This is a genomic window from Streptomyces sp. Mut1 (assembly GCF_030719295.1).
GTDB classification, from domain to species: Bacteria; Actinomycetota; Actinomycetes; order Streptomycetales; family Streptomycetaceae; genus Streptomyces; species Streptomyces castrisilvae.
The window spans coordinates 2,748,529-2,768,648 of record NZ_CP120997.1; the positions used below are offsets into that span (position 1 = coordinate 2,748,529).

General features: G+C 71.3%; 19 protein-coding genes and 1 tRNA gene. 9 read left to right on the plus strand and 11 right to left on the minus strand.

Translation table 11 applies throughout. The features are described from left to right. Nucleotides 1-7 precede the first annotated feature (7 nt). The 7 genes from P8A18_RS11715 to P8A18_RS11745 all read left to right on the plus strand — a co-directional run bounded on the left by P8A18_RS11715 (nucleotide 8) and on the right by P8A18_RS11745 (nucleotide 6,247). Entirely contained in the window at nucleotides 8-655 is a 648-nt protein-coding gene (locus P8A18_RS11715; protein ID WP_018555907.1) for an ABC transporter permease, read from the plus strand. Next, entirely contained in the window at nucleotides 648-1,910 is a 1,263-nt protein-coding gene (locus P8A18_RS11720; RefSeq protein ID WP_306053962.1) for an ABC transporter ATP-binding protein, read from the plus strand. Before P8A18_RS11715 ends, P8A18_RS11720 begins: the two co-directional genes overlap by 8 nt. Next, entirely contained in the window at nucleotides 1,907-2,779 is an 873-nt protein-coding gene (locus P8A18_RS11725) for an ABC transporter permease (RefSeq protein ID WP_306053964.1), read from the plus strand. Before P8A18_RS11720 ends, P8A18_RS11725 begins: the two co-directional genes overlap by 4 nt. A gap of 35 nt (nucleotides 2,780-2,814) precedes the next feature. Beyond that, nucleotides 2,815-3,780, plus strand: a complete 966-nt coding sequence (locus tag P8A18_RS11730) for a glycine betaine ABC transporter substrate-binding protein (protein ID WP_306060839.1) — start codon at nucleotides 2,815-2,817, stop codon at nucleotides 3,778-3,780. A gap of 88 nt (nucleotides 3,781-3,868) precedes the next feature. After that, nucleotides 3,869-4,480 carry a winged helix-turn-helix domain-containing protein gene (locus P8A18_RS11735; RefSeq protein ID WP_306053966.1) on the plus strand — a complete coding sequence of 204 codons (612 nt, stop codon included), beginning with the start codon at nucleotides 3,869-3,871 and terminating at the stop codon, nucleotides 4,478-4,480. Between the two features lie 68 nt (nucleotides 4,481-4,548). Beyond that, a complete protein-coding gene (locus P8A18_RS11740; RefSeq protein ID WP_306053968.1) occupies nucleotides 4,549-4,746 on the plus strand; it encodes a hypothetical protein in 198 nt (65 codons plus the stop codon). Nucleotides 4,747-4,750: 4 nt separating this feature from the next. Further along, nucleotides 4,751-6,247, plus strand: a complete 1,497-nt coding sequence (locus P8A18_RS11745) for an MFS transporter (RefSeq protein ID WP_306053970.1) — start codon at nucleotides 4,751-4,753, stop codon at nucleotides 6,245-6,247. On the opposite strand, the gene P8A18_RS11750 is transcribed toward P8A18_RS11745, so the two are convergent. From P8A18_RS11750 to P8A18_RS11765, 4 genes are all read right to left on the minus strand, one after another. Continuing rightward, nucleotides 6,186-6,974: a YlbL family protein gene (locus tag P8A18_RS11750; protein WP_018555914.1), complete on the minus strand. Its 789-nt coding sequence runs from the start codon at nucleotides 6,972-6,974 to the stop codon at nucleotides 6,186-6,188. The genes P8A18_RS11745 and P8A18_RS11750 overlap by 62 nt on opposite strands. 230 nt (nucleotides 6,975-7,204) lie before the next feature. Continuing rightward, nucleotides 7,205-7,846 carry an IclR family transcriptional regulator gene (locus tag P8A18_RS11755; protein ID WP_018555915.1) on the minus strand — a complete coding sequence of 214 codons (642 nt, stop codon included), beginning with the start codon at nucleotides 7,844-7,846 and terminating at the stop codon, nucleotides 7,205-7,207. A 336-nt stretch (nucleotides 7,847-8,182) separates the two neighbouring features. Next, the gene (locus P8A18_RS11760) at nucleotides 8,183-10,198 is read right to left on the minus strand and encodes a hypothetical protein (protein WP_306053972.1); all 2,016 of its coding nucleotides are present in this window, start codon (nucleotides 10,196-10,198) and stop codon (nucleotides 8,183-8,185) included. A gap of 131 nt (nucleotides 10,199-10,329) precedes the next feature. After that, nucleotides 10,330-11,976 (minus strand): WxL domain-containing protein, encoded by a 1,647-nt coding sequence (locus P8A18_RS11765; RefSeq protein WP_306053974.1) that lies wholly within the window; start codon nucleotides 11,974-11,976, stop codon nucleotides 10,330-10,332. Between the two features lie 288 nt (nucleotides 11,977-12,264). Here P8A18_RS11765 and P8A18_RS11770 point away from each other — a divergent pair, with 288 nt between their 5' ends. Continuing rightward, nucleotides 12,265-12,822 carry a hypothetical protein gene (locus P8A18_RS11770; protein WP_306053976.1) on the plus strand — a complete coding sequence of 186 codons (558 nt, stop codon included), beginning with the start codon at nucleotides 12,265-12,267 and terminating at the stop codon, nucleotides 12,820-12,822. An 81-nt stretch (nucleotides 12,823-12,903) separates the two neighbouring features. Here the strand turns inward: P8A18_RS11770 and P8A18_RS11775 are convergent, their stop codons facing one another. The 4 genes from P8A18_RS11775 to P8A18_RS11790 form a co-directional block, all read right to left on the minus strand. Then, complete coding sequence (locus P8A18_RS11775) at nucleotides 12,904-14,685, minus strand: DEAD/DEAH box helicase (RefSeq protein ID WP_037711330.1); 1,782 nt, start codon at nucleotides 14,683-14,685, stop codon at nucleotides 12,904-12,906. A 151-nt stretch (nucleotides 14,686-14,836) separates the two neighbouring features. Continuing rightward, the gene (locus P8A18_RS11780) at nucleotides 14,837-15,238 is read right to left on the minus strand and encodes a type II toxin-antitoxin system death-on-curing family toxin (RefSeq protein ID WP_306053979.1); all 402 of its coding nucleotides are present in this window, start codon (nucleotides 15,236-15,238) and stop codon (nucleotides 14,837-14,839) included. After that, nucleotides 15,235-15,429 (minus strand): CopG family transcriptional regulator, encoded by a 195-nt coding sequence (locus tag P8A18_RS11785; protein ID WP_306053981.1) that lies wholly within the window; start codon nucleotides 15,427-15,429, stop codon nucleotides 15,235-15,237. The genes P8A18_RS11780 and P8A18_RS11785 overlap by 4 nt, the downstream gene beginning before the upstream one ends. Nucleotides 15,430-15,474: 45 nt before the next feature. Continuing rightward, a complete protein-coding gene (locus tag P8A18_RS11790) occupies nucleotides 15,475-16,968 on the minus strand; it encodes an MFS transporter (protein ID WP_306053983.1) in 1,494 nt (497 codons plus the stop codon). Nucleotides 16,969-17,152: 184 nt separating this feature from the next. Between P8A18_RS11790 and P8A18_RS11795 the strand changes: the two genes are divergently transcribed. Next, nucleotides 17,153-17,227 (plus strand) — tRNA-Cys (locus P8A18_RS11795). Between the two features lie 50 nt (nucleotides 17,228-17,277). Here P8A18_RS11795 and P8A18_RS11800 read toward each other — a convergent pair. Genes P8A18_RS11800 through P8A18_RS11810 form a run of 3 tightly spaced genes read right to left on the minus strand, consistent with a single transcriptional unit; the run spans nucleotide 17,278 to nucleotide 20,104 of the window. Beyond that, a complete protein-coding gene (locus P8A18_RS11800) occupies nucleotides 17,278-17,847 on the minus strand; it encodes a hypothetical protein (protein ID WP_306053984.1) in 570 nt (189 codons plus the stop codon). 8 nt (nucleotides 17,848-17,855) lie between these two features. Beyond that, nucleotides 17,856-18,419 (minus strand): hypothetical protein, encoded by a 564-nt coding sequence (locus tag P8A18_RS11805; RefSeq protein ID WP_306053986.1) that lies wholly within the window; start codon nucleotides 18,417-18,419, stop codon nucleotides 17,856-17,858. 17 nt (nucleotides 18,420-18,436) lie between these two features. Then, a complete protein-coding gene (locus tag P8A18_RS11810; RefSeq protein WP_306053988.1) occupies nucleotides 18,437-20,104 on the minus strand; it encodes an alpha/beta hydrolase in 1,668 nt (555 codons plus the stop codon). Between the last annotated feature and the right edge of the window lie 16 nt (nucleotides 20,105-20,120).

Genomic DNA, 20,120 nt, shown 5'->3' on the forward strand with positions numbered 1-20,120 from the left:
GTGACGGGTGAGCTTCTGGGAGTATCTGGCGAACCGGCACCAGCAGTTGCTCACCGACGCGTTCCAGCACGTGAGCGCCGTCTTCCAGTGCATGGTCATCGCCACCGTGCTCGGCGTCCTGATCGGGGTCGTCAGCTACCGCAGCGGCTGGGGGGCGTCGGTGGCGATCACCTCGACGGCGACCGTCCTGACGATCCCGTCGCTCGCCGCCATCGGTCTGCTCATCCCGCTGGTCGGCCTCGGTGTGGCGCCGACGGTGATCACCCTGACGCTGTACGGGCTGCTGCCGGTCGTCCGCAACTCGATCGTGGGGCTGCGCGGCGTCGATCCCGCGCTGGTGGACGCGGCCAAGGGCATCGGGATGTCGCGGACCGCGCGGCTGTGCCGGGTGGAGCTGCCGCTGGCCTGGCCACCGATCCTGACCGGCATCCGGGTCTCCACGCAGATGCTGATGGGGATCGCCGCCATCGCCGCGTACGCCTCCGGGCCCGGCCTCGGCAACGAGATCTTCCGTGGCATCGCCTCGCTGGGCAGCGCCAACGCGATCAACCAGGTGCTCGCCGGCACGCTCGGCATCGTCATCCTCGCCCTGCTCTTCGACGCCGCGTACGTGCTGCTGGGGCGGCTCACCATCCCGAGGGGGATCCGTGTCTGAGACCGCGGCCGAGACCGGGCAACAGCCCGCCGCCGACGCCACATCCGGCGCCCCGATCCAGCTGGAGAGCCTGTCCAAGCGCTACCCGGGCAACCCGAGCCCGGCCGTGGACAACGTCTCGATGGAGATCAGGGCCGGTGAGACGGTGATCCTCGTGGGACCGTCCGGCTGCGGGAAGTCGACCACGCTGAAGATGATCAACCGGCTGATCGAGCCGACGTCGGGCCGGATCAGGATCGGCGACGAGGACGTCACGGACATCGACCCGGTGAGGCTGCGCCGCAAGATCGGGTACGCGATCCAGTCGTCCGGTCTCTTCCCGCACATGACGGTCGCCGAGAACATCGCCCTCGTCCCGAAGATGGTGGGCTGGTCGAAGTCGCGGGTCAAGGAGCGGGTCGAGGAGATGCTCGACCTGGTCGGGCTGGACCCGCGCGAGTTCCACGGCCGCTATCCGCGCGCCCTCTCCGGCGGTCAGCAGCAGCGCGTGGGCGTGGCGCGGGCGCTGGCCGCCGATCCGCCGGTGCTCCTGATGGACGAGCCGTTCGGCGCGGTCGACCCGATCACCCGCGACCACCTCCAGGACGAGCTGATCCGGCTCCAGCACGAACTGCACAAGACGATCGTCTTCGTCACCCACGACTTCGACGAGGCCATCAAGCTGGGCGACCGGATCGCGGTGCTGCGCGAGCACTCGCACATCGCGCAGTTCGACACCCCGGAGGCCATCCTCACCAACCCGACGGACGACTTCGTCTCCGGTTTCGTCGGCGCGGGCGCGGCGCTGAAGCGGCTCAACCTGACCCGCGTGCGGGACGTGGAGATCGCCGAGTTCCCGACCGTGACGGTGGACGACCCGCTCCAGTCGATCTTCAACAAGCTGCGCAGCGGTCCGCACAACGAGCTGCTGATGCTGGACCGCAGGAACCGCCCGTACAAGTGGCTGCGGCGCGGCGACCTGATGCGGGCGAGGGGTTCGCTGGCGCGGGCCGGGCAGCTGGTCCATGACACGGTGACCAGGGACGCGACGCTGCACGACGCGCTGGAGGCGGTGCTCACCGACAGCGGCGGGCGGGTCGCGGTGACCGGCCGGCGCGGGGAGTTCACCGGGGTCGTGGACATGCACACCCTGATGAACTCGGTGCACGAACTCCTTGAGGCCGACCGGCTCACCGCCATCGAGCACCAGCACGACCTGGAGGAGCTGCGCGTCCAGCAGACCGCCCAGGAGCAGGAGGGCGGTGCGGGCGCATGACCCCCGACTCCCCCTCCGGCTCCTCCCGGGCTCCCGGCAGGGACCGGCCGCCCGGCGAGCACGACGTGAAGGGTCTCGCCTTCCGCGACAAGGAGGAGGACGAGCCGGCCCCGGCGCCCTCGCGCCCGCCGCGCCGGATCACCTGGCGCAAGCTGGTGGTGCTCCCGGCGGCGCTGGCGGTGGTGCTGGTCCTCACGTACGTCTGGATCAACAACGTCCATCTGGACTCGATCGCGGAGAACTCGCTGGCCGGTGACACGGTCCAGGTGCGCTGGTGGCAGCACGTGCGGCTGACCGCGATCTCGACGTTCTGGGTGCTGATCATCGCCATTCCGCTGGGCATCGCGCTGACCCGGCGCGGCGTGAGCAGGGCGGCGCCCGTGGTCACGGCCATCGCCAACATCGGGCAGGCGACCCCGGCGATCGGCCTGCTGGCCCTGCTGGTGATCTGGCTCGGCATCGGCCCGTCCACGGCCATCACCGGCATGGTGATCTACGCGGTGCTGCCGGTGCTCTCCAACACGGTCGCCGGCCTCAAGGCGATCGAGCCGAGCATGGTGGAGGCGTCGCGCGGCATCGGCATGTCGGCCATGGGCACCCTCACCAAGGTCGAACTCCCCCTCGCCGTCCCGCTGATCCTGGCCGGTGTCCGCACCGCGCTCGTCCTGAACGTCGGCACGGCGACCCTGGCGACGTTCGGGGGCGGCGGCGGGCTCGGCGACCTGATCACCTCGGGCATCCAGACCCAGCGCATGCCGGTGCTCGTGCTCGGCTCCGTACTGACGGTGGTGCTGGCGCTCCTGGTGGACTGGCTGGCCTCGCTGGCCGAGGTGGCGCTCACCCCGCGCGGACTGGAGGTGGGGCGATGAGGACCCGGCGGACGGCGCGGCGGGCGGCGCGGCGGATGCGTACGGCCCTGTTGGGCGGGGCGGCGCTGGCGCTGGTGCTGGCCGGGTGCGGGCTGAAGAGCGGTTCCCCGATGGTGGACGACGTGGCGCCCGGGTCGGTCGGGCAGGGGCAGCCGCTGGACGGCGCTTCGCTGACGGTCACCTCGAAGAACTTCAGCGAGAACATCATCCTGGGCCAGATGATCGGCCTCGTCTTCAAGGCGGCCGGCGCGGAGGTCCTGGACCGGACGAACCTGCCCGGCTCGATCAGCGCCCGCGAGGCGATCGTCAAGGGCGACGCGGACGCGATGTACGAGTACACGGGCACCGGCTGGATCACCTACCTCGGGCACGCGAAGCCGATCACCGACCCGATGAAGCAGTGGCGTGCGGTGCGCGACGCCGACCTCAGGAAGGGGGTGACCTGGCTGCGGCCCTCCACCCTCAACAACACGTACGCGCTCGCCATCAGCCGGAAGAACAACGCGAAGTACCACCTCAGGACGCTCTCCGACGTCGCCGCCCTGGCGAAGAAGAACCCGTCGGCGGTGACGGTCTGCGTGGAGAACGAGTTCGCCTCGCGCGACGACGGGCTGCCCGGCATGGAGAAGGCGTACGGGATGTCCCTGCCGGCCGGCAACATCAAGAAGATGGACGCGGGCATCGTCTACACCCAGGTCTCGAAGTCCAACTCCTGCCTGCTGGGCGAGGTGTTCACCACGGACGGCCGCATCAAGGCGATGCACCTGGACGTCCTGGAGGACAACAAGCACTTCTTCCCCAACTACAACGCGGCGCCCGTCGTGCACACCGCGACGCTGGACAAGTACCCGGAGATCGCCGGCCTCCTGAACCCGCTCAGCGCCCGGCTGACGACGGAGGTCGCGCAGGTGCTGAACGCCAAGGTGGACGTGGACGGCGAGGACCCGCACGAGGTGGCGAAGGACTGGCTGGTCGCGGAGGGGTTCATCAAGGAGGGGTGAGAGCCGGGAGAAGCGGGCCCCGAGAAGTTGCAAAGATTCTTTGCAAAGCACTGTTGCAAAAGCTTCTTTGCAACTCTACTGTTGAGCCATGCCCACCAAGGAACCGAACGACGACCACACCGCCACGGCGTCCGACCCCAACGTCCTCAGCATCGACGCCCGCGCCCTGCGCGGCCTCGCCCACCCGCTGCGGCTGCGCCTGCTCAGCGCCCTGCGGGAGTTCGGCCCCGCCACCGCCTCCGGCCTCGCCGACCGGCTCGGCGAGTCCAGCGGCGCCACCAGCTACCACCTGCGCCAGCTGGCCTCGTTCGGCTTCGTCGAGGACGACCCGACCCGCGGCAAGGGCCGCGAGCGCTGGTGGCGGGCGGTGCACGCCGGCGCCTCCTTCGACGCCGAGTTCCTGTACGACGCCGATCCCGAGGTCCGCAGCGCCATGGGTGTCGTCCTCCACGAGGTCGCGACGGTGCACGCACAGGAGCTGAGCACCTGGCTCGGCACGATGCAGGAGTGGCCGCGCGAGTGGTACGAGGGCTCGGACCTCAGCGACTTCAAGGTGCGGCTCACCCCGGACCTCTCCCGCGAACTGGCAGACAAGATGCACGACTTGATCAACAGCTACCGCGGCCGCGTCCCCGAGGGCACCGAGGGATCCGCCGTCGTCCGCACCCACCTGCACGTCTTCCCGCGCCCCACGGACTGAACCAGCTCGACCGTCCGAACCGGCCCAGCCTCCTCAGCGAACCGAACCGAACCGAAGGGACCACCGTCATGCACCCCGAGGCCCACCTCGCCCTGTACCGCGTCCACAACACCGAACTGCGCTTCCACACCGAGAGCCTCCGTCTCGCCCGCCGCACCGCCCGGCGTCAGGAGCTGCGGAGCAAGCTGGGCTGGACCCTGATCGAGTGCGGCCTGCGCCTGGTGCCGGCCCGCGTCGGCCAGGCCCATGCCGCTCGCACGGCGTAGCGCCATGGACGGGGGGAAGAACACGCAGCACACACCCGGCCGGATGCCGCTCGTCGCCGTCCTCGCCGCCAACTCCATCTCCACAGCGGGTACCTCACTCACCCTGATCGGCGTCCCCTGGTTCGTCCTGGAGACGACCGGCAGCGCCGGGAAGGCCGGACTGGTCGCCTTCTGCGCGACGCTCCCGATCGTCGTCTCCGCGCTGATCGGCGGTCCCGTCATCGACCGGATCGGCCGGCGCCGGGTCGCCATCGCCTCCGACACGGTCTGCGGACTCGCCGTCGGCGCGGTGCCGTTGCTGTACTTCGCCGACGCGCTCGCCTTCTGGATGCTGTGCGCCCTGATGGCGCTCAACGGACTCGTCCACACCCCGGGCAACACCGCCCGCTACGTCCTCGTGCCCGACCTCGCCGAGCACGCCGGCACCACGCTCCCCCGCGCCGCCAGCCTCTTCGACGCGGTCTCGCGCGGGGCCCGGATGGTCGGTGCCGCGCTGGCCGGAGTGCTGATCGCGCTGGTCGGCGCCGAGACCGTGCTCCTGCTGGACGCGGCGACCTTCCTCGCCTCGGCGGCGCTGGTCGCGGCGGGCCTGCGGGGCGTACGCGCGGCGCAGCCGGTCAAGGCCGCCGCACCGGTCTCGCTGCGCACCTACCGCCACGAACTGCGCGAGGGCTACGCGTACTTGTTCGGCAACCGGCTGCTGCTGGGCGTCGTGGTGATGGTCCTGTTCATGAACGGCACCGACCAGGGCTGGAACGCCGTCCTGCTCCCGGTGCACACCTCGGCCGAACTCGGCGGGGCCCGCGACCTCGGACTGCTCACCGCGCTGTTCGGGGCGGGCGGGCTGACCGGCGCCCTCGTGTACGGGGCGGTGGGGCACCGCTACTCCGCGCGGGCCGTGTTCAGCGTGTGCGTGGTGCTGTGCGGGGCGCCGAGGTTCCTGGTCGCCGCGCTGACCGGTACGACGCTGCCGCTCGCCGTGACGATGGTCCTGAGCGGGATCGCGGGCGGCGTCCTCAACCCGATCCTCACGACGGTGATCTACGGGAGCGTGCCCGACGCGCTGCGCAGCCGGGTCTCCGGGGCGATCACCGCGGGTGCCGAGCTGGCCATGCCGGTGGGCGGCCTGGCGGCCGGCCTGCTGGTGGAGAGCGCGGGCGCGGACGGGGCGCTGCTGGCCATGGGCGCGGTGTATCTGCTCGCCACGCTGAGCCCGCTGGTCTTCCCGTCCTGGCGGACGCTGGACGACGTGACGCCGGGGGCGGCCGGGGCGTCGGGGGCCGGTTCGGCCGGGGCGGCCGAGGCGCCGGGGGCGTCGGGAGCCGGTTCGGCCCAGGTCTCCGGGGCGTCGGGGGCCGGTTCGGCCGACGCGTCCGGTGCGGCCGGTATGTCCGGGGCGCCGGAGGCGGCGGGGGCCGGGACCCCCGGGGCGGCCCCGGTCAGCAGCTCGGGATCCTGCCCCCGTGATCCAGGGCCCGCAGCGAGTTCACCGCGTCCTTGAGCGTCGTGACCGGGATCAGCCGCAGGCCCTTCGGCAGCTCGGACTTCGCCTCCTTGCACTCGGCCTTCGGTACGAGAAAGACGGTCGCCCCGTCCCGCCGGGCCGCCTGAGTCTTCAGCGAGACACCGCCGACCGCGCCGACCTTGCCGTCCGCGTCGATGGTGCCGGTGCCCGCGACGGTGCGGCCGCCGGTCAGGTCGCCGCCCGAGCCGTCGCCGTCGAGCTTGTCCACGATGCCGAGCGCGAAGAAGAGGCCGGCGCTGGGGCCGCCCACGTCGGCCAGGTGCAGGGTCACGTCCACCGAGCCCGGCTTCCTGCCGAGGTGGTTGAGCGCGGCGTCGACGGCGTCGTCCTGGGACCGCGCCATGTCGTCCAGGTTGTGCTTCTCGATCTCCTTCTCGGAGCCGCCGGTCGGGTACACGGAGTCGCGGGGCAGCACGGCCCGGTCCGTACGGAACCAGCTGTCGACCACGTCACCGATGCCGACGTCGGCCTTGGGCCCCGTCGCCACGATCGTCGTCATCCGCAGCTCGCCCTTGGTGTCCCGGGTGGGGGCCCCCTCGATACTGATCACCGGGGCCCCGTGATCGTCCCCCAGCACATTCGCGGTCGTCCCCGGCTGCGCCAACGTGAACGGCAACGGCGCGAAGGCGGCGACCCCGAGGAGGGCGACGACGGGAAGGCCGCAGAGGGCGAGGGTGCGGGGGCGGGTACCGGGTGTGAACACCCGCCCAATCTAACCCGCCCACCCCGGCACGCCGCCGGGGACGCCCAGGCCGCCCGGGCCGCGCGGCACACCCAAGCCCGCCCGGGCCGCGCGGCACACCCAAGCCCGCCCGGGCCGCGCGGCACACCCAAGCCCGCCCGGCGCTTGAGGGCGGAACCGGCCCGCCGGGGGCCGGCACCACGCGGCGGGCCCGAACCGCAGAGCGGGCCCGCCCGCACACCGCACCCGCGCTAGCGAAGCGCGTCCGCGACCTCCCGGGCCGCGTCGATCACGCGGGGCCCCACCCGTTCCGGGACGGAGTCCGCCAGCATGACCACGCCGACGCTGCCCTCCACCCCCGTGACGCCCATCAGCGCGGCCGCCGCCCCGCTCGCGCCCGCTTCGAGTTCGCCGTGGGTGAGGGTGAAGGCCGTCTCGCTCACCGGCTTGCGGCGGGCGGCCAGGATCGCCCGGCCGGCCGCGCCCCGGTCGAGGGGATGGCGGAAGCCCGCCCGGTAGGCCACGTGGTAGTCGGTCCAGGTGGGTTCGACGACCGCGACCGCCAACGCGTCGGCGCCGTCGACCAGCGTCAGATGGGCGGTGGCCCCGATGTCCTCGGCCAGCGACCGCAGCGCCGGCAGCGCCGCCTCGCGTACGAGCGGATGCACCTGACGGCCCAGGCGCAGGACGCCCAGACCGACCCGTGCCCGGCCGCCCAAGTCGCGGCGGATCAGGGTGTGTTGTTCCAGGGTGGCGAGCAGACGATAGACCACGGTGCGATTGACGCCGAGTTTGTTGGACAACTCGGTGACCGTCAGGCCGTGATCGGTGTCGGCGAGCAGTTTGAGGACACGCAGTCCTCGGTCGAGCGTCTGGGAGGTCTCCGCGGTCACGACGCCCTCTCCTCTGTGGTGAGCGGCGGCGGCTGGTTCCCGTGGATTGTGCGTCGCCGGTCCCAGCGGCGACGCACGGAGAGGCCGCCGGCCTGGCCAAGGCACCGGCTGCTCCGCGGCGGCGTTGCCACGGGGCGTTCACATTTTTGGGACAGTAGCGAGCGAGTCCGCTCAGCGGAAGACCTCGTCCAGAATCCGGTCTCCTCCAAGGACGCGGCCGCGCCGCGGGAGCATAAGCGCCGGTCAGCGGCGCGTCGGCCGATCACGGCGCATCTACGCGCGTCCATGTCGGCCGACTCCCCTCGCGACGCTCCGTAGACGGGATGTAAACCGCCGTTAACTCACCGTGAACATTTTCTGGACGATTTTTCCGTTGACGAGGACCTCGCAGGCTCTGATCGACCTCGTCGAGGGGTCCCGCACAGTGAAGTTGAGGGCAAAGGTGCCGTCGAGCCCGATGACCCGGGTGACGTAGCCGTCGGAGGTCCGGTCCCCGGAAGCCGTGCGCCCGGTGACGGAGACCGTGGCGACGGGGGCGAAGCCCTTGCCGGTCACCTGGACGACCGTGCCGGGCGGCCCCTCGGGCGGCGAGAGCGCGAAGGACGCGCCGGCCGGCGCGGTGCCGTCCTGGACGGTGAACGCGGCGGTCTCGGTCCGGGGGTTGACGAGGACCTCGCGGACCTGGATCGCCACGGTGTCGGCCGCGCCCACGGTGAACGTCTGCGAGAACGCCCCGTCGAGCCCGACGACCTTGGTCCGCACCGGGTCGGAGGTCCTGGAGCCGTCCGCCCGCAGCCCGGTGATCGACACGGTGGCCACCTTCGCGAAGCCCTGGCCCAGGACGGTGACGGCGGTGCCCTTCGGCCCGGCGTCCGGGGTGAGGACGACGAACGTCGGGGAGACCGTCAGCTGGGTCAGTGCCTCGGAGACTCCGGCGGTGACCCGGAGGGCGTAGACCCCGCGCGGGGTGGAACCGGCCGGGGTGACCGTACCGGCGAGGGTGCCGTCGGCGGCGATCCGCAGGGTGGAGCCGCTGATCCCGGCCGCGTCGCAGCCGCTGCCGTCGGCCGCGCACAGGGCGGCGGAGGGGGCGACGCCGGAGGGCCAGCCGTCACCGGACACCCCGATCGTGGCACCGGGCTTCACCTTGGCGGCACCGGCCGAGAGCGTCGCGGTGGCCTCGGTGACGGTGAACGGGGTGGTCAGGACGGTCGCCGGGTCGTTGCCCTCGTCCACCTGGACGGCGGCGACGGCGGGGTCGGAGACGGTGAACTCGGCCGAGAACGTGCCGTCGGGCCGGCTCTTGACGTAGACCGCGGTGTCGTCGAGCGTCGCCCCGGTGGCGTCGAGACCGACCGTGTTGATCCACCGGTCCTGGTAGTAGTCGCTACCGGTGACGGTGACGACGCTGCCGACGGGCCCGCTGCTCCGGGACAGCGCGATCGTGCGGGGCCCGGCGGGGACGAAGGACTGGACGGTCAGGGACGCGGTCGCCTCCTTCGTACCGTCGCCGACCTTCAGGAGGTACGAGCCGTCCGGCACGGCGCCGGCCTCCGCGAGGACCGCGTTGCCGGTCAGCAGGCTGGAGCCGTCGATGGCGAGGGTGGAGCCGGCGAACTTCCCGGCGTCGCAGCCGCCGCCGTCCGCCGCGCAGAGCGAGGGCACGGGGGTGGCGCCCGCGGTCCAGCGGCTGCCGGAGAGGGTGACGGCCGTGGACGGCCGGACGGGTGTGGTGGGGGCGATCAGGGTGGGCGGTTTCCCGGCGCTGCCCTCCGCCGTCACCGTGCCGACGGGCCCGCCGCCCGCGGTGATGGCGCAGGTGGTCTCGTAGGTGGAGCCGAGGACCTTGGTGCGGGTGAGGTTGCGCAGCGGGGTGAAGGTGATGGGCCCGCTCGCGTCGGCGGGGATGAGGAAGTCCCCCTCGTAGGGCGGGATCTCGATCGGCTTGCCGGACGGCACGTCGAGGTTGATCTGCGGCCCGGTGACGGTGACCGTGCCGGTGGCGCCGCCGGACATGGCGAGGTCGAGGCTCGGGGTGGTCGGTACGTCGCTGAGGCTGAGCCCGCTGGTGGCGGGGGACGGGCCGAGCGTCACCTTGGCGTGCACCTTGCCCCCGGGGTCGACCACGTCGGGGGTCAGCTCCACGCCGAACTCCTGCGGCCCGTCCGCCTGGCCCTGGCCGGCGGGCAGCGTGCAGTGGACGGTGGGGGTGATGGTGCCGGCGTGGGCGACGGGGGCGAGGGCGACGGCTCCGCCGGTCCAGACGAGTAGGGCTGTGGCGCCGAGGGCGACGGCCCGGCATAAAGCCGGGCGGCGGCCGGGACCGCCGGTGGATCCGCGCTGCGCGAACATGTGGCTCCTCCGAAGGAAAGGGGAATGCGGAGACCCCGAATGCGGGGCGAAATGGCGGCGCCCGCCCGTTCCATTGCCGTACGGAACGGGCGACGGAACAGGCGGGCGTCGGCGGATCTTTCCCGGCCCCTTTAGAGCAGGGTCAGGGTGAGCGTTGCGCTGTAATCTCCGGGGCGGGTGAATTCGGGAACGGTGAGTGCGAGTCCCGCGTCGGCGTCGAATTTTCCGCCGGTGAACGGACGTGATCCGTCCGGGTTCATCCGGCACAGGCTCGCCGCCTCGCCGCCGAGCGTGGTGGGCGATCCGGCCACCGGGGTCCCCACGCTGCCGTCCTGCGGGGTGCAGGCGGGTGCCCAGCGCACGGCTCCGGCCGGGATGGTGTCCCCGCCCGCGCTGGTGAAGGCGGTCAGGGTGCCGGTGAGGGACCAGCCGCTGTTGACGCCCCGGGCGTCCTCCACCTCCACCCGGTTGAGCCGGGCGCGCTGCACCCCGCCGCCTTCGCCGAGCACCGTCGTACCGAAGTCGACGGAATCGCCGTCCTGGGTCATGGACAGCGTCCCGGCCCTGATCTCGGTGGTCAGGCGCTGCTCGGCCGTACCGCCGCCGCCCCCGCCGCCTTCGGTGGTGACGGTGAACGGCGCGGTGCGTACGGTCGCCGGGTCGTTGCCCTCGTCCGCCTGGACGGCCGTCACCGCGTCCGAGATCACGGTGAAGTCGACGGCGAAGGTGCCGTCCGCGCCGCTCTTGACGTAGACCGCGCTGTCGTCGAGCGCGGTGCCCGACGCGTCGAGGCCGATGACGTTGATCCAGCGGTCGGGGTTGTAGTTGCGGCCGCTGACGGTGATCACGCCGCCGACCGGGCCGCTGTCGGGGGTCAGCGCGATCTCCCGGTTGCCGGCCGCGACGGCCTCGACGGTGAGGGGGGCGGTTGCCTCCTTCGTACCGTCGCCGACCTTCACCAGGTACGAACCGTTCGGCACCGCCCCGGCCTCGCCGAGGGTCGCGGTGCCCGTGAGGGTCCCGTAGGCGTCGATCCGCAGGGTGTGCGAGGTGAACTTCAGCGGGTCGCAGCCTCCGCCGCCGGCCGCGCACAGCGACGGCACGGGTGAGGCGTCCGGGGTCCAGCCGGAACCGCTCAGCCTGACCGCGGTGTTGGGGCGTACCGGGTCGGCGGGAGCGGTCAGAGTGGCCGGGTCGGATGCGGAGCCCTCCGCCGTGACGGTGCCGACACCGGCCTCGCCGCCGACGATGTCGCAGGGCGTCTCGAAGACGGAGCCGAGCACCTTGGTCTGGGTCAGCGTGCGGACCACCGCGAACGCGATGTCTCCGGACGCGTCCGCCGGGACCAGGAAGTCACCCTCGTACGCCGGGATCTCGATGGGCACCCCGGCCGGGATGTCCATGACGATCTCGGGGCCGCGCACGGTGACCGTACCCGTGGCGCCGCCGGACATCGCGAGGTCGATGCTGGGGATCGTCGGCACTTCGGCGAGGGCGAGCGCGCTGGTGGCCGGGGACGGGCCCAGCGTCACCTTGGCATGCACCTTGCCGCCGGGTTCGACGACGGCGGGCGACAGCTCCACGTCCATCTGCTGCGGCCCGGTCGCCTCGCCCTGCCCGGCCGGCAGGGTGCAGTGGACGGTCGGGGTGACCGTCCCCGCCGCCGATTCCGGAAGGGGGACCGGGCGCGGGGAGGCCGAGGCACCGGCGCAGCCCAGCGACAGCACGAAGCAGGCAGCGAGCAGCCCGGTCACTCCGGGTCTTCGTCGTCGGATCACCTGACACCCTTTCCTGGAGCGTTGATTGCGCACATTGAGGAGGCCGCGTCCAGAGAAGTCAAGAGACACCGAATTGATCCTTTTCGGAGCCGCTCCGGCCGCCCCCGAAAGGAATTCCCGACGGTTTTCCGCAGCGCCCCCGCACGCCTGTTGACTTCTTCGAAGATCACCGTTTCACTGCACCCGACATGCCGGGCCCGGCACGCAGATCCGTACGTACGAGCAAGGCATCGCACACGGCGCGTACGGCGAATCCGCGGAATTCAACCGGAAGGAGTTCCACCCGTCATGTCGATCTCTTCACGCGCTTCGAGAGCGCCGGGCCGAAGACGATTGCCGCTGGTCCTGGCGGCGGCGTGTTCGACCGGAGCGCTGCTCGCCCTGTCCGCCCCCACGGCGTCGGCGGTGGCCCCGCTCACGGCGACGGCCACCTACGACTGCGGCTCCTGGGGCAGCGGTCTCGCCACCCTGACCGCCGCCGACGGCGCCTCGGGCAAGACCATCAAGGTCACGTCCACGGCGATCACGATGCCGGCCGGCACGAGTGCCGACCCGAACAGCATCACGACGACGCTCAAGCTCACCAAGAGCTCGGGCGGTGTCACCAGTCAGGTGCAGTTCTCCGCGAAGACCAACCCCGGTCTGAGCGGCGGCAATCCGATCACGCTCGGACCGCTGAAGCTCACCTCCGGCACGCTCGCGGCCGGGGACAGCACCGATTCCGTGGTGCTGCCCACTCCCCCGGGCGCCTCCAACTGGTCACTGCAGATCGTGGCCTCGTCCCCGACGTCCGCCACCGTGCCGTGTGTGGCGACGTCCGCCCTGTCCGCGCCGTTCGTCTGGTAGCGGGCCCGGTATGACGCCGGCCCGGGGCGGGGACGGCCGTCCCTGCCCCGGGCCGGTGCCCGCACGTGTGCCGTACGGGGCTCACCTCATCCGGGTGGCCCACTCCTGGACCTTCTTGATGCGCTGCTCGATCTGCCCGGCCGTGGCCTCCGCGCTCGGCGGCCCGCCGCAGACCCGGCGCAGCTCGGTGTGGATGACGCCGTGCGGCTTGCCGCTCTGGTGGGTGTAGGCCGAGACCATGGTGTTCAGCTGCTTGCGCAGGCCGAGCAGCTGCTTGTGCGTGACGACCGGCCGGTCCTCGGCCGGCTTCTCCAGCAGGTCGGCCTCCGACGCGGGCTTCTGCCGGCTGTGCGCGATCTGCCGGGTCTGCCGCTTCTGGAGCAGCAGCTGCACCTGGTCGGGTTCGAGCAGCCCGGGGATGCCGAGGTAGTCCTGCTCCTCCTCGCTGCCGGGGTGCGCCTGCATGCCGAACTCGGCGCCGTCGTACAGCACCCGGTCGAAGACCGCGTCGGACTCCAGCGCCTCGAAGGGCAGCTGCTCCTCGGTCTCCTCGTCCTCCAGCCTCTCGGCGTCGGCGAGGAGCTGGTCCTCCTCGGCGAACGGGTTCTCCTCGTCGCTGCCCTTCTTGGGCTTGTCGAGGACGTGGTCCCGTTCGACCTCCATCTCGTTGGCGAAGTCGAGGAGCATCGGGATGGTGGGGACGAAGACGGACGCGGTCTCGCCGCGCCTGCGGGAGCGCACGAAGCGGCCGACGGCCTGGGCGAAGAACAGCGGCGTCGAGATGGTGGTGGCGTACACGCCGACGGCCAGGCGGGGCACGTCGACGCCCTCGGACACCATGCGGACGGCGACCATCCAGCGCGAGTCGTCCGCGCTGAACTTGTCGATCTTCTTGGAGGCGGCCTTCTCGTCGGAGAGGACGACGGCCGGTGTCTCCCCGGTGACCTTCTTCAGGATCTTGGCGTACGCGCGCGCCGACTCCTGGTCGGTCGCGATGACGAGCCCGCCCGCGTCCGGGATGCCCTTGCGGACCTCGGTGAGGCGCTTGTCGGCGGCGCTGAGCACGTTGGGGATCCACTCGCCGGTCGGCGCGAGCGCGGTGCGCCAGGCCTGCCCGATGGCGTCCTTGGTCATCGGCTCGCCGAGCCGGGCGGCGATCTCGTCGCCGGCCTTGGTGCGCCAGCGCATGTTGCCGCTGTAGCTGAGGAAGATCACCGGGCGCACGACGCCGTCGGCCAGGGCGTTGCCGTAGCCGTAGGTGTAGTCGGCCGAGGACCTGCGGATTCCGTCGTTGCCCTCCTCGTACACGACGAACGGGATCGGGTTGGTGTCCGACCGGAACGGCGTACCGGTGAGCGCGAGCCGCCGGGTCGCCGGGTCGAACGCCTCCTGGCAGGCCTCGCCCCAGGACTTCGAGTCACCGGCGTGGTGGATCTCGTCCAGGATCACCAGGGTCTTGCGCTGCTCGCACCGGTTGCGGTGCAGCATCGGGCGCACCCCGACGCCGGCGTATGTGACGGCGACCCCGTGGTACTCCTTGCTCAGCGGCCCCGCGCTGTATTCCGGGTCGAGCTTGATCCCTATCCGGGCGGCCGCCTCCGCCCACTGCTTCTTCAGGTGCTCGGTGGGTGCGACGACGGTGACCTGCTGCACGACGTGGTGGTGCAGCAGCCAGGACGCGAGGGTCAGCGCGAAGGTGGTCTTCCCCGCGCCGGGGGTGGCGACCGCGAGGAAGTCGCGCGGCTGCTCCTGGATGTACTTCTCCATGGCGCCCTGCTGCCAGGCTCGCAGCTTGCCGGCCGTGCCCCAGGGGGCGCGGCCGGGAAAGGCGGGTGAGAGGTGGTGGGAGGCGGTAGTAGTCACGGTCTCCGGTTCGGGTCTCTCGGGTACGTGTGGCGCTGTCCGCAAGGGCCGGGCCGGCCCCGCACGCGATACGACAACCGGGCCACCCTACCGGGACCGGCACCCGGCTCCGCCGCGTACCGCACCGCCCCGCACGGAATTGCGACGGCTCTCACACGGGGTCGGCCGTCAGGTCGCAAAGGCCCTGGGAGATGACCTTCACCTCGTCCGTCTCGCCCGTCGCGACCGCGATGATGAGGCGTTCCGCCGCGTCGATATCGGGGCGGAGACCGACCCCGTTCATGGCGAGGAAGGTGACGCACGACAGCCAGGCGGTGCGCTTGTTGCCGTCGAAGAGCGGATGGTTGATCGCCAGGGACTGCAGGAGTGCGGCCGCCTTGTCGATAACGTCCGTATATGCCTCCTGATATGCCTCCTGGCCGAACATGGACGCCGACGGCCGGTGGGCCGCCGACTCCAGGAGGCCGACGTCGCGGAGCACGATCTGCATGTCCGGGCAGGCGTGCTCGGCGATGACGAGGATGTCCTCGGAGCTCGGGTGGACACAGCTCACTTGAGCCGCTCCATGAGCTCGCCCCACTTGGCGGCCTGCTCCTTGGCGGTCCGGCGGACGATGGCCTGCTGAGCGGTCCGGGCCAGGTAGTCGTCCACGGCCCGGAGCACTATGGCGTGCAAGCTCGTGCCCTCCTGCTCGGCGCGCTGCTTGAGGGCTTCGGTCTGGTCGTCGCGGAGGCGCAGGTTCATAGCCGTACCGAAACGCTACGCCGCCTGGGGCCGGACTGGCACCAGTTACGTCGTCCGCACCCGCGCCGCCACCCACGCCCCCGCCAGGGCCACCGCCGCCATCGGCAGGAAGACCACCGCGAACGCGGCCGGGTGTGAGGTGGCGGAGCCCGCTTCCACCGCCTCGTGGGCGGCGTCCACCGCGCCGCCGCCGAGGGCCGCGAACGCGGCGCCGCCCGCGGCCAGCAGGAGGACGTTGGAGAGGCCGTCGGAAATCTGGAGGGCGGCCGAGTTGGCGCCGGCCTCCTCGGGGGCGGACAGCTTCAGGAGCAGGACGCTGGTCGATGCGATCACCATGCCCATGCCGAAGCAGCCGAAGGTCCAGGCGACCGCCACGGTCCAGACCGGCACGGAGTGGATCAGCACGGCGGGGGCCGCCGCGATGGCGGCGGCGACCAGGATCATGCCGCCGACCATCAGCCGCTCGCGATGCGGTTCCAGGCGGGGCCGGGACTGTACGTAGGAGCCCAGCGCCCACGTACCGCCGCCGGCCGCGAGGGAGAGCCCCGCCAGGGTCGGGGACATGCCGCGCTCGGTGACCAGCATCAGCGGGACGAACGATTCGGCGGCGATGAACGACCCGGCCGCGACCCCGCGCAGCAGCACCACCGACGGCAGCCCGCGCGCCGCGCGGCCCGTGCCCGGGGGCAGCAGGCCCCGGATCGCGGGGACGAGCAGCGCGACCCCGGCGGCGGCCGGCAGCAGCGAGAGCCAGTTCCGCTCCTGACCGGCGTACTGGAGCAGCCCGGCGCCCACCGAGATGCCCAGCGCGAGCGCGATGCGCCGGCGGTCGTACGGCTCGACGGGCGCCGCCGGGTCGGCGGGCCCGGACGCCATGCGCCGGATCTCGGGCAGCGCGAGCGCCAGCGGGAAGACGACCAGGACCGGGATGCCGACGAAGACCCAGCGCCAGCCCAGGTGCTCGGTGACGCTTCCGGAGGCCAGCGGCCCGACGACCGAGGGGATCACCCAGCTCGCGGCGAACGCGGCCAGGATCCCCGGCCGCAGACGCTCCGGGTAGGCCCGGCTGATCACCACGTACAACGCGACGATCACCAGCCCGCCACCGAGCCCCTGCACGGCCCGGCCCGCGATGAACATCCACATGGAGCCCGCGGTCCCGGACAGCAGCAGCCCCACCGCGAAGGCGCTGATCCCGGCGGCCAGCGGGGCCAGCGGCCCGCGCCGGTCGGCCCACTGCCCGGACAGCACCATCGCGAAGAGGCTGGTCGTGAAGTACGCCGAGAACGCGAACGCGTACAGCGGGATGCCGTGCAGCTCCCGGGCGGCGACCGGCATCGCGGTCCCCACGGCGGTCGCCTCGAAGGCGATCAGGAACACCACGGAGACGATGCCGATGCTCAGCGCCCGGTAGGTCCGCCCGAGAACCCCCTCCGGCGACGCGGGGCCGGAGGGGTCTGTGTGATCGATGGGGCCGGTGCCGTCGGTGGCTTCGATGAGGGGCGAGACATCGGCGTCACGCGGTTCCAGGGCGGTCATGAGCCAAGAGTAAGGGGCGAAACCCACGATGGGCCCTGTCGGAAGTCGCCCCCGCGCTCCACCGTTGGTCGTAGGCCCGGCGCCCGGATCGTGAACGCGGCATGGCAGTCGCGTTGCACACCGCCACGCACCCTTTCGCACCCCACCCGTCCGGGCCTACCTTCATTCCAGCGACACCACGCAGGACCGTGTGCCCGAGAGGCTCAGGGGCTCGACTGCAACTCGAGTTACACCGGTTCGAATCCGGTCACGGTCTCCACACCACCGCCCGCCCCTCACTCCGAGGGGCGGGCGGTGCGGCGTTACGGGTCAGCGCGGCACACCGGTGACGGACCAGTGGGGCGAGTGCTCCCGGGGCCTGAGGTCCGGCTCGTCGGGGCCGCCTGGAAGGCCGGGTGTCCCTGCCGGGTAGGTCATTGCGGAATCCGCGACACAGCCGGCACCCGCCTCGATGAAAACGTTTCCGATGCTGCCGACCTGCAGGATGACAGCGAATCCGTCAGCTGTCCGGGCCCGCATACGCGGCATTCCCTTGCCGGAGTGAACGGTGAAGCCCCGTGCGCCCTGCTGCTCCCAGTACTGCCGGACCTGTTTCAACAGCTCGTCCCGCCGCTGCTCGGAAACCACGGTGGTGATGTTCCGGCTACGGAAGACGGTCGTGGTGCCGGACGGCTCGTTGAGACCGGTGCTGCACGCCGTGTCCGAAGGGTTCCCGTAGGACCACGTCACCGGCGGCCGGATCGCCGCCATCGTGCCGTCCAGGATTTCCTCCGCCCGCTCCCCCGCTCGCTGCATGTTCATCTGGGGGTCTTCCCTTTCCTTGCCACCCTGGCAGGCAGTGAGCAGCACGGCCAGAAGTACACAGCCCAGCAGCCGCACCGGCTTCCTCACGGACCGGTGACGGACCAGTAGGGCGAGTGCTCCCGGGGAATCCGCTCCACCTTTTTCGGCCCCCCTGGCCGGCCGGGCGTCCCCTCCGGGTAGGTCATCTCGGAGTCCTGCGCACACCCGAACCCGGCGTGGATGTAGACATTGCCGATATTGCCGACGTCCAGGATCACGGTGAGTCCGTCGGCAGCCGTGGCACGGATCTGCGGCATCTTCTTGTCGTGGTCGATGTCGAAGTCCCGGAACCCTTGATCCTCCCAGTACCGCTGGACCATCTCCAGCAATTCGCCACGTCGATGCTCGGAGATCACGGTAAGGATGTTTCTGCCACGCATGACGGTCGTCGTCCCGGTCGGCTCATTGAGGCCGGTGCTGCACGGCGATTCCGACGTTGACCCTCGGACCCATTCCACCGGCGGCTGGATCGCCGCCATCGTGCCATCGAGAATCGCCTCCGCGCGCTGACCCGCCTGCTGCATGTCCATTTTGGGTTCTTCCTGATCCTTCTCGACTCGACAAGCAGTGAGCAACACGGCCAGAAGCACACAGCCCAGCAGCCGCACCGACCTCCTCACACTCGTCACCTCGGTGCCGTCGTCTTGATCGCCTCACCGTGACCGGCTACGACGCTCGCGATGTTGTACAGAGAGTTGCCCCCCTCTTTCGGATCGAAATAGATCGAATGCGCTGGGGTATTTCCGGTCACAAGTCCCACAATGCCGGTGTCCTCGCCGGCTGCGACGCTGAAGTGATGCCCTCCGAAGTGGCTGTCGGCCGGGTCGGTGCCGAACCAGTTGCGCTTCTCGCCCCCGTACTCTCTCCCCGGAGGTGCCGCCGTCAGGTCGGTCACTTGATCATTCTCCGCCGCACCGACGTAGACGTGGTCGGCGCCCACACCCAGATGTGCGGCCCGGTCGACGCCGACGCCCGGGCTGCCCACAAGGACCACATCGTCGGCGGGGATTCCGCCGGGCAACTGGGTGGCTTGGCCCACGGTCAGAGATCCGTAGGAGTGGCCGATGGCCGTCACATGCGGCGATCCGGATTCGTGCGTGGCACGAATGCCGTTCAGGAAGCTGTTGTAGGCCGGAGCACCTTCCTTGGCGTCACCCTCGCGCGTGACCTCGGTGGACGACCACGTGAAGCCGTCCAACTGCGGTGCGTCGTAGCCGAGCCAGACGATGGACGCGGTCGTGGTGCCCGGGTACTTGTCGTGCGCCATCTGCGCCACATTCCACGCGCGTTCCACGTCCGCCGACGCGAAATGGCCACTGAGCTTCGTATTGAGACCCGGCACGTACGCGGACACGTTCTGCGACGTATCCGGGTTGCCGAACGACACAATGGCCCGACCGTTGCCCTGAGCCCCGAGACCCAGCAGGTACGGGCGAAACTCACGGTCCTGGTCCAACTGCTGCTGGATCCCCTTCACGCCCTCGATCTTGTCCTTGAGCGCCGCCGCCTCGTCCCCCGAGGCCGCAGCGTACTGGGCCTCCAGGCTGTCCAGGAGGATCGGCAGGTACGTGCGGTTGGCCCGGTCCCGGTCGACGGCCGGGATGCCGTCGCGGTTGCCGATCACCTCCGGGTGGTTCTGGATCAGCTCGGCCCGCAGCGCGGGTGAGAGCGAGGACCACCAGGACTGGACGGCGTCGGCCGGGGCCTTGGCGTCCGGCATGCCGAGCCTGGTCAGCAGCTCGTTGTCGAGCGCGCTCACCGTCGCCAGCTCCATCAGAAGACGGGACCAGTCGCCCTTGGCGCACCGCTCGGCCGCGTCGGTGAAGAGCTTGATCCTCGCCGCGTACGCCTTGTCCGCCGCCTGCGCCCCGCGCCACGCATCGGCGATCCGGTCGGCGTACTCCTGGGCGCGGGCCGCCTGGTCCCGGTGCATCATCCCGACGTCGCCCGGCGCCATGTGGGCGGTGTCGACAGTGGGGGCGGTGACCGAGCCGTCGTCGGCGACCTTGTAGCCGGCGCCGGACGCGTCCGCGAGCGCGGTCTTGAGCAGGTCCTGCTGGTTCATCAGTTCCTCGCCGCAGGCCCGCAGCACGGTGCACACGCTGTCGAGTTCCGTCTTGGCGACGTTCATGTACGACCGGATCCGGCCGAGCCGTTCCGCGACGGACTCGGCGGTGATCCCGCCCCACGCCTGCTCCTCGACGAGAGGACGGTGCAGGTACGTGCCGAACTCGCCGGCCCGCGTGGTGATCCTCTCCGCCAGCGCGGACCAGGCGTCGCCCGCGTCGGTCATCAGGAGGGGCTCCGCG

Coding starts and splice junctions, on each gene's coding strand:
- P8A18_RS11725 (WP_306053964.1), top strand. CDS start 1,907: ATGACCCCCGACTCCCCCTCCGGCTCCTCCCGGGCTCCCGGCAGGGAC.
- P8A18_RS11730 (WP_306060839.1), top strand. CDS start 2,815: ATGCGTACGGCCCTGTTGGGCGGGGCGGCGCTGGCGCTGGTGCTGGCC.
- P8A18_RS11735 (WP_306053966.1), top strand. CDS start 3,869: ATGCCCACCAAGGAACCGAACGACGACCACACCGCCACGGCGTCCGAC.
- P8A18_RS11740 (WP_306053968.1), top strand. CDS start 4,549: ATGCACCCCGAGGCCCACCTCGCCCTGTACCGCGTCCACAACACCGAA.
- P8A18_RS11745 (WP_306053970.1), top strand. CDS start 4,751: ATGGACGGGGGGAAGAACACGCAGCACACACCCGGCCGGATGCCGCTC.
- P8A18_RS11760 (WP_306053972.1), bottom strand. CDS start 10,198: ATGTTCGCGCAGCGCGGATCCACCGGCGGTCCCGGCCGCCGCCCGGCT.
- P8A18_RS11770 (WP_306053976.1), top strand. CDS start 12,265: ATGTCGATCTCTTCACGCGCTTCGAGAGCGCCGGGCCGAAGACGATTG.
- P8A18_RS11785 (WP_306053981.1), bottom strand. CDS start 15,429: ATGAACCTGCGCCTCCGCGACGACCAGACCGAAGCCCTCAAGCAGCGC.
- P8A18_RS11790 (WP_306053983.1), bottom strand. CDS start 16,968: ATGACCGCCCTGGAACCGCGTGACGCCGATGTCTCGCCCCTCATCGAA.
- P8A18_RS11810 (WP_306053988.1), bottom strand. CDS start 20,104: ATGACCGACGCGGGCGACGCCTGGTCCGCGCTGGCGGAGAGGATCACC.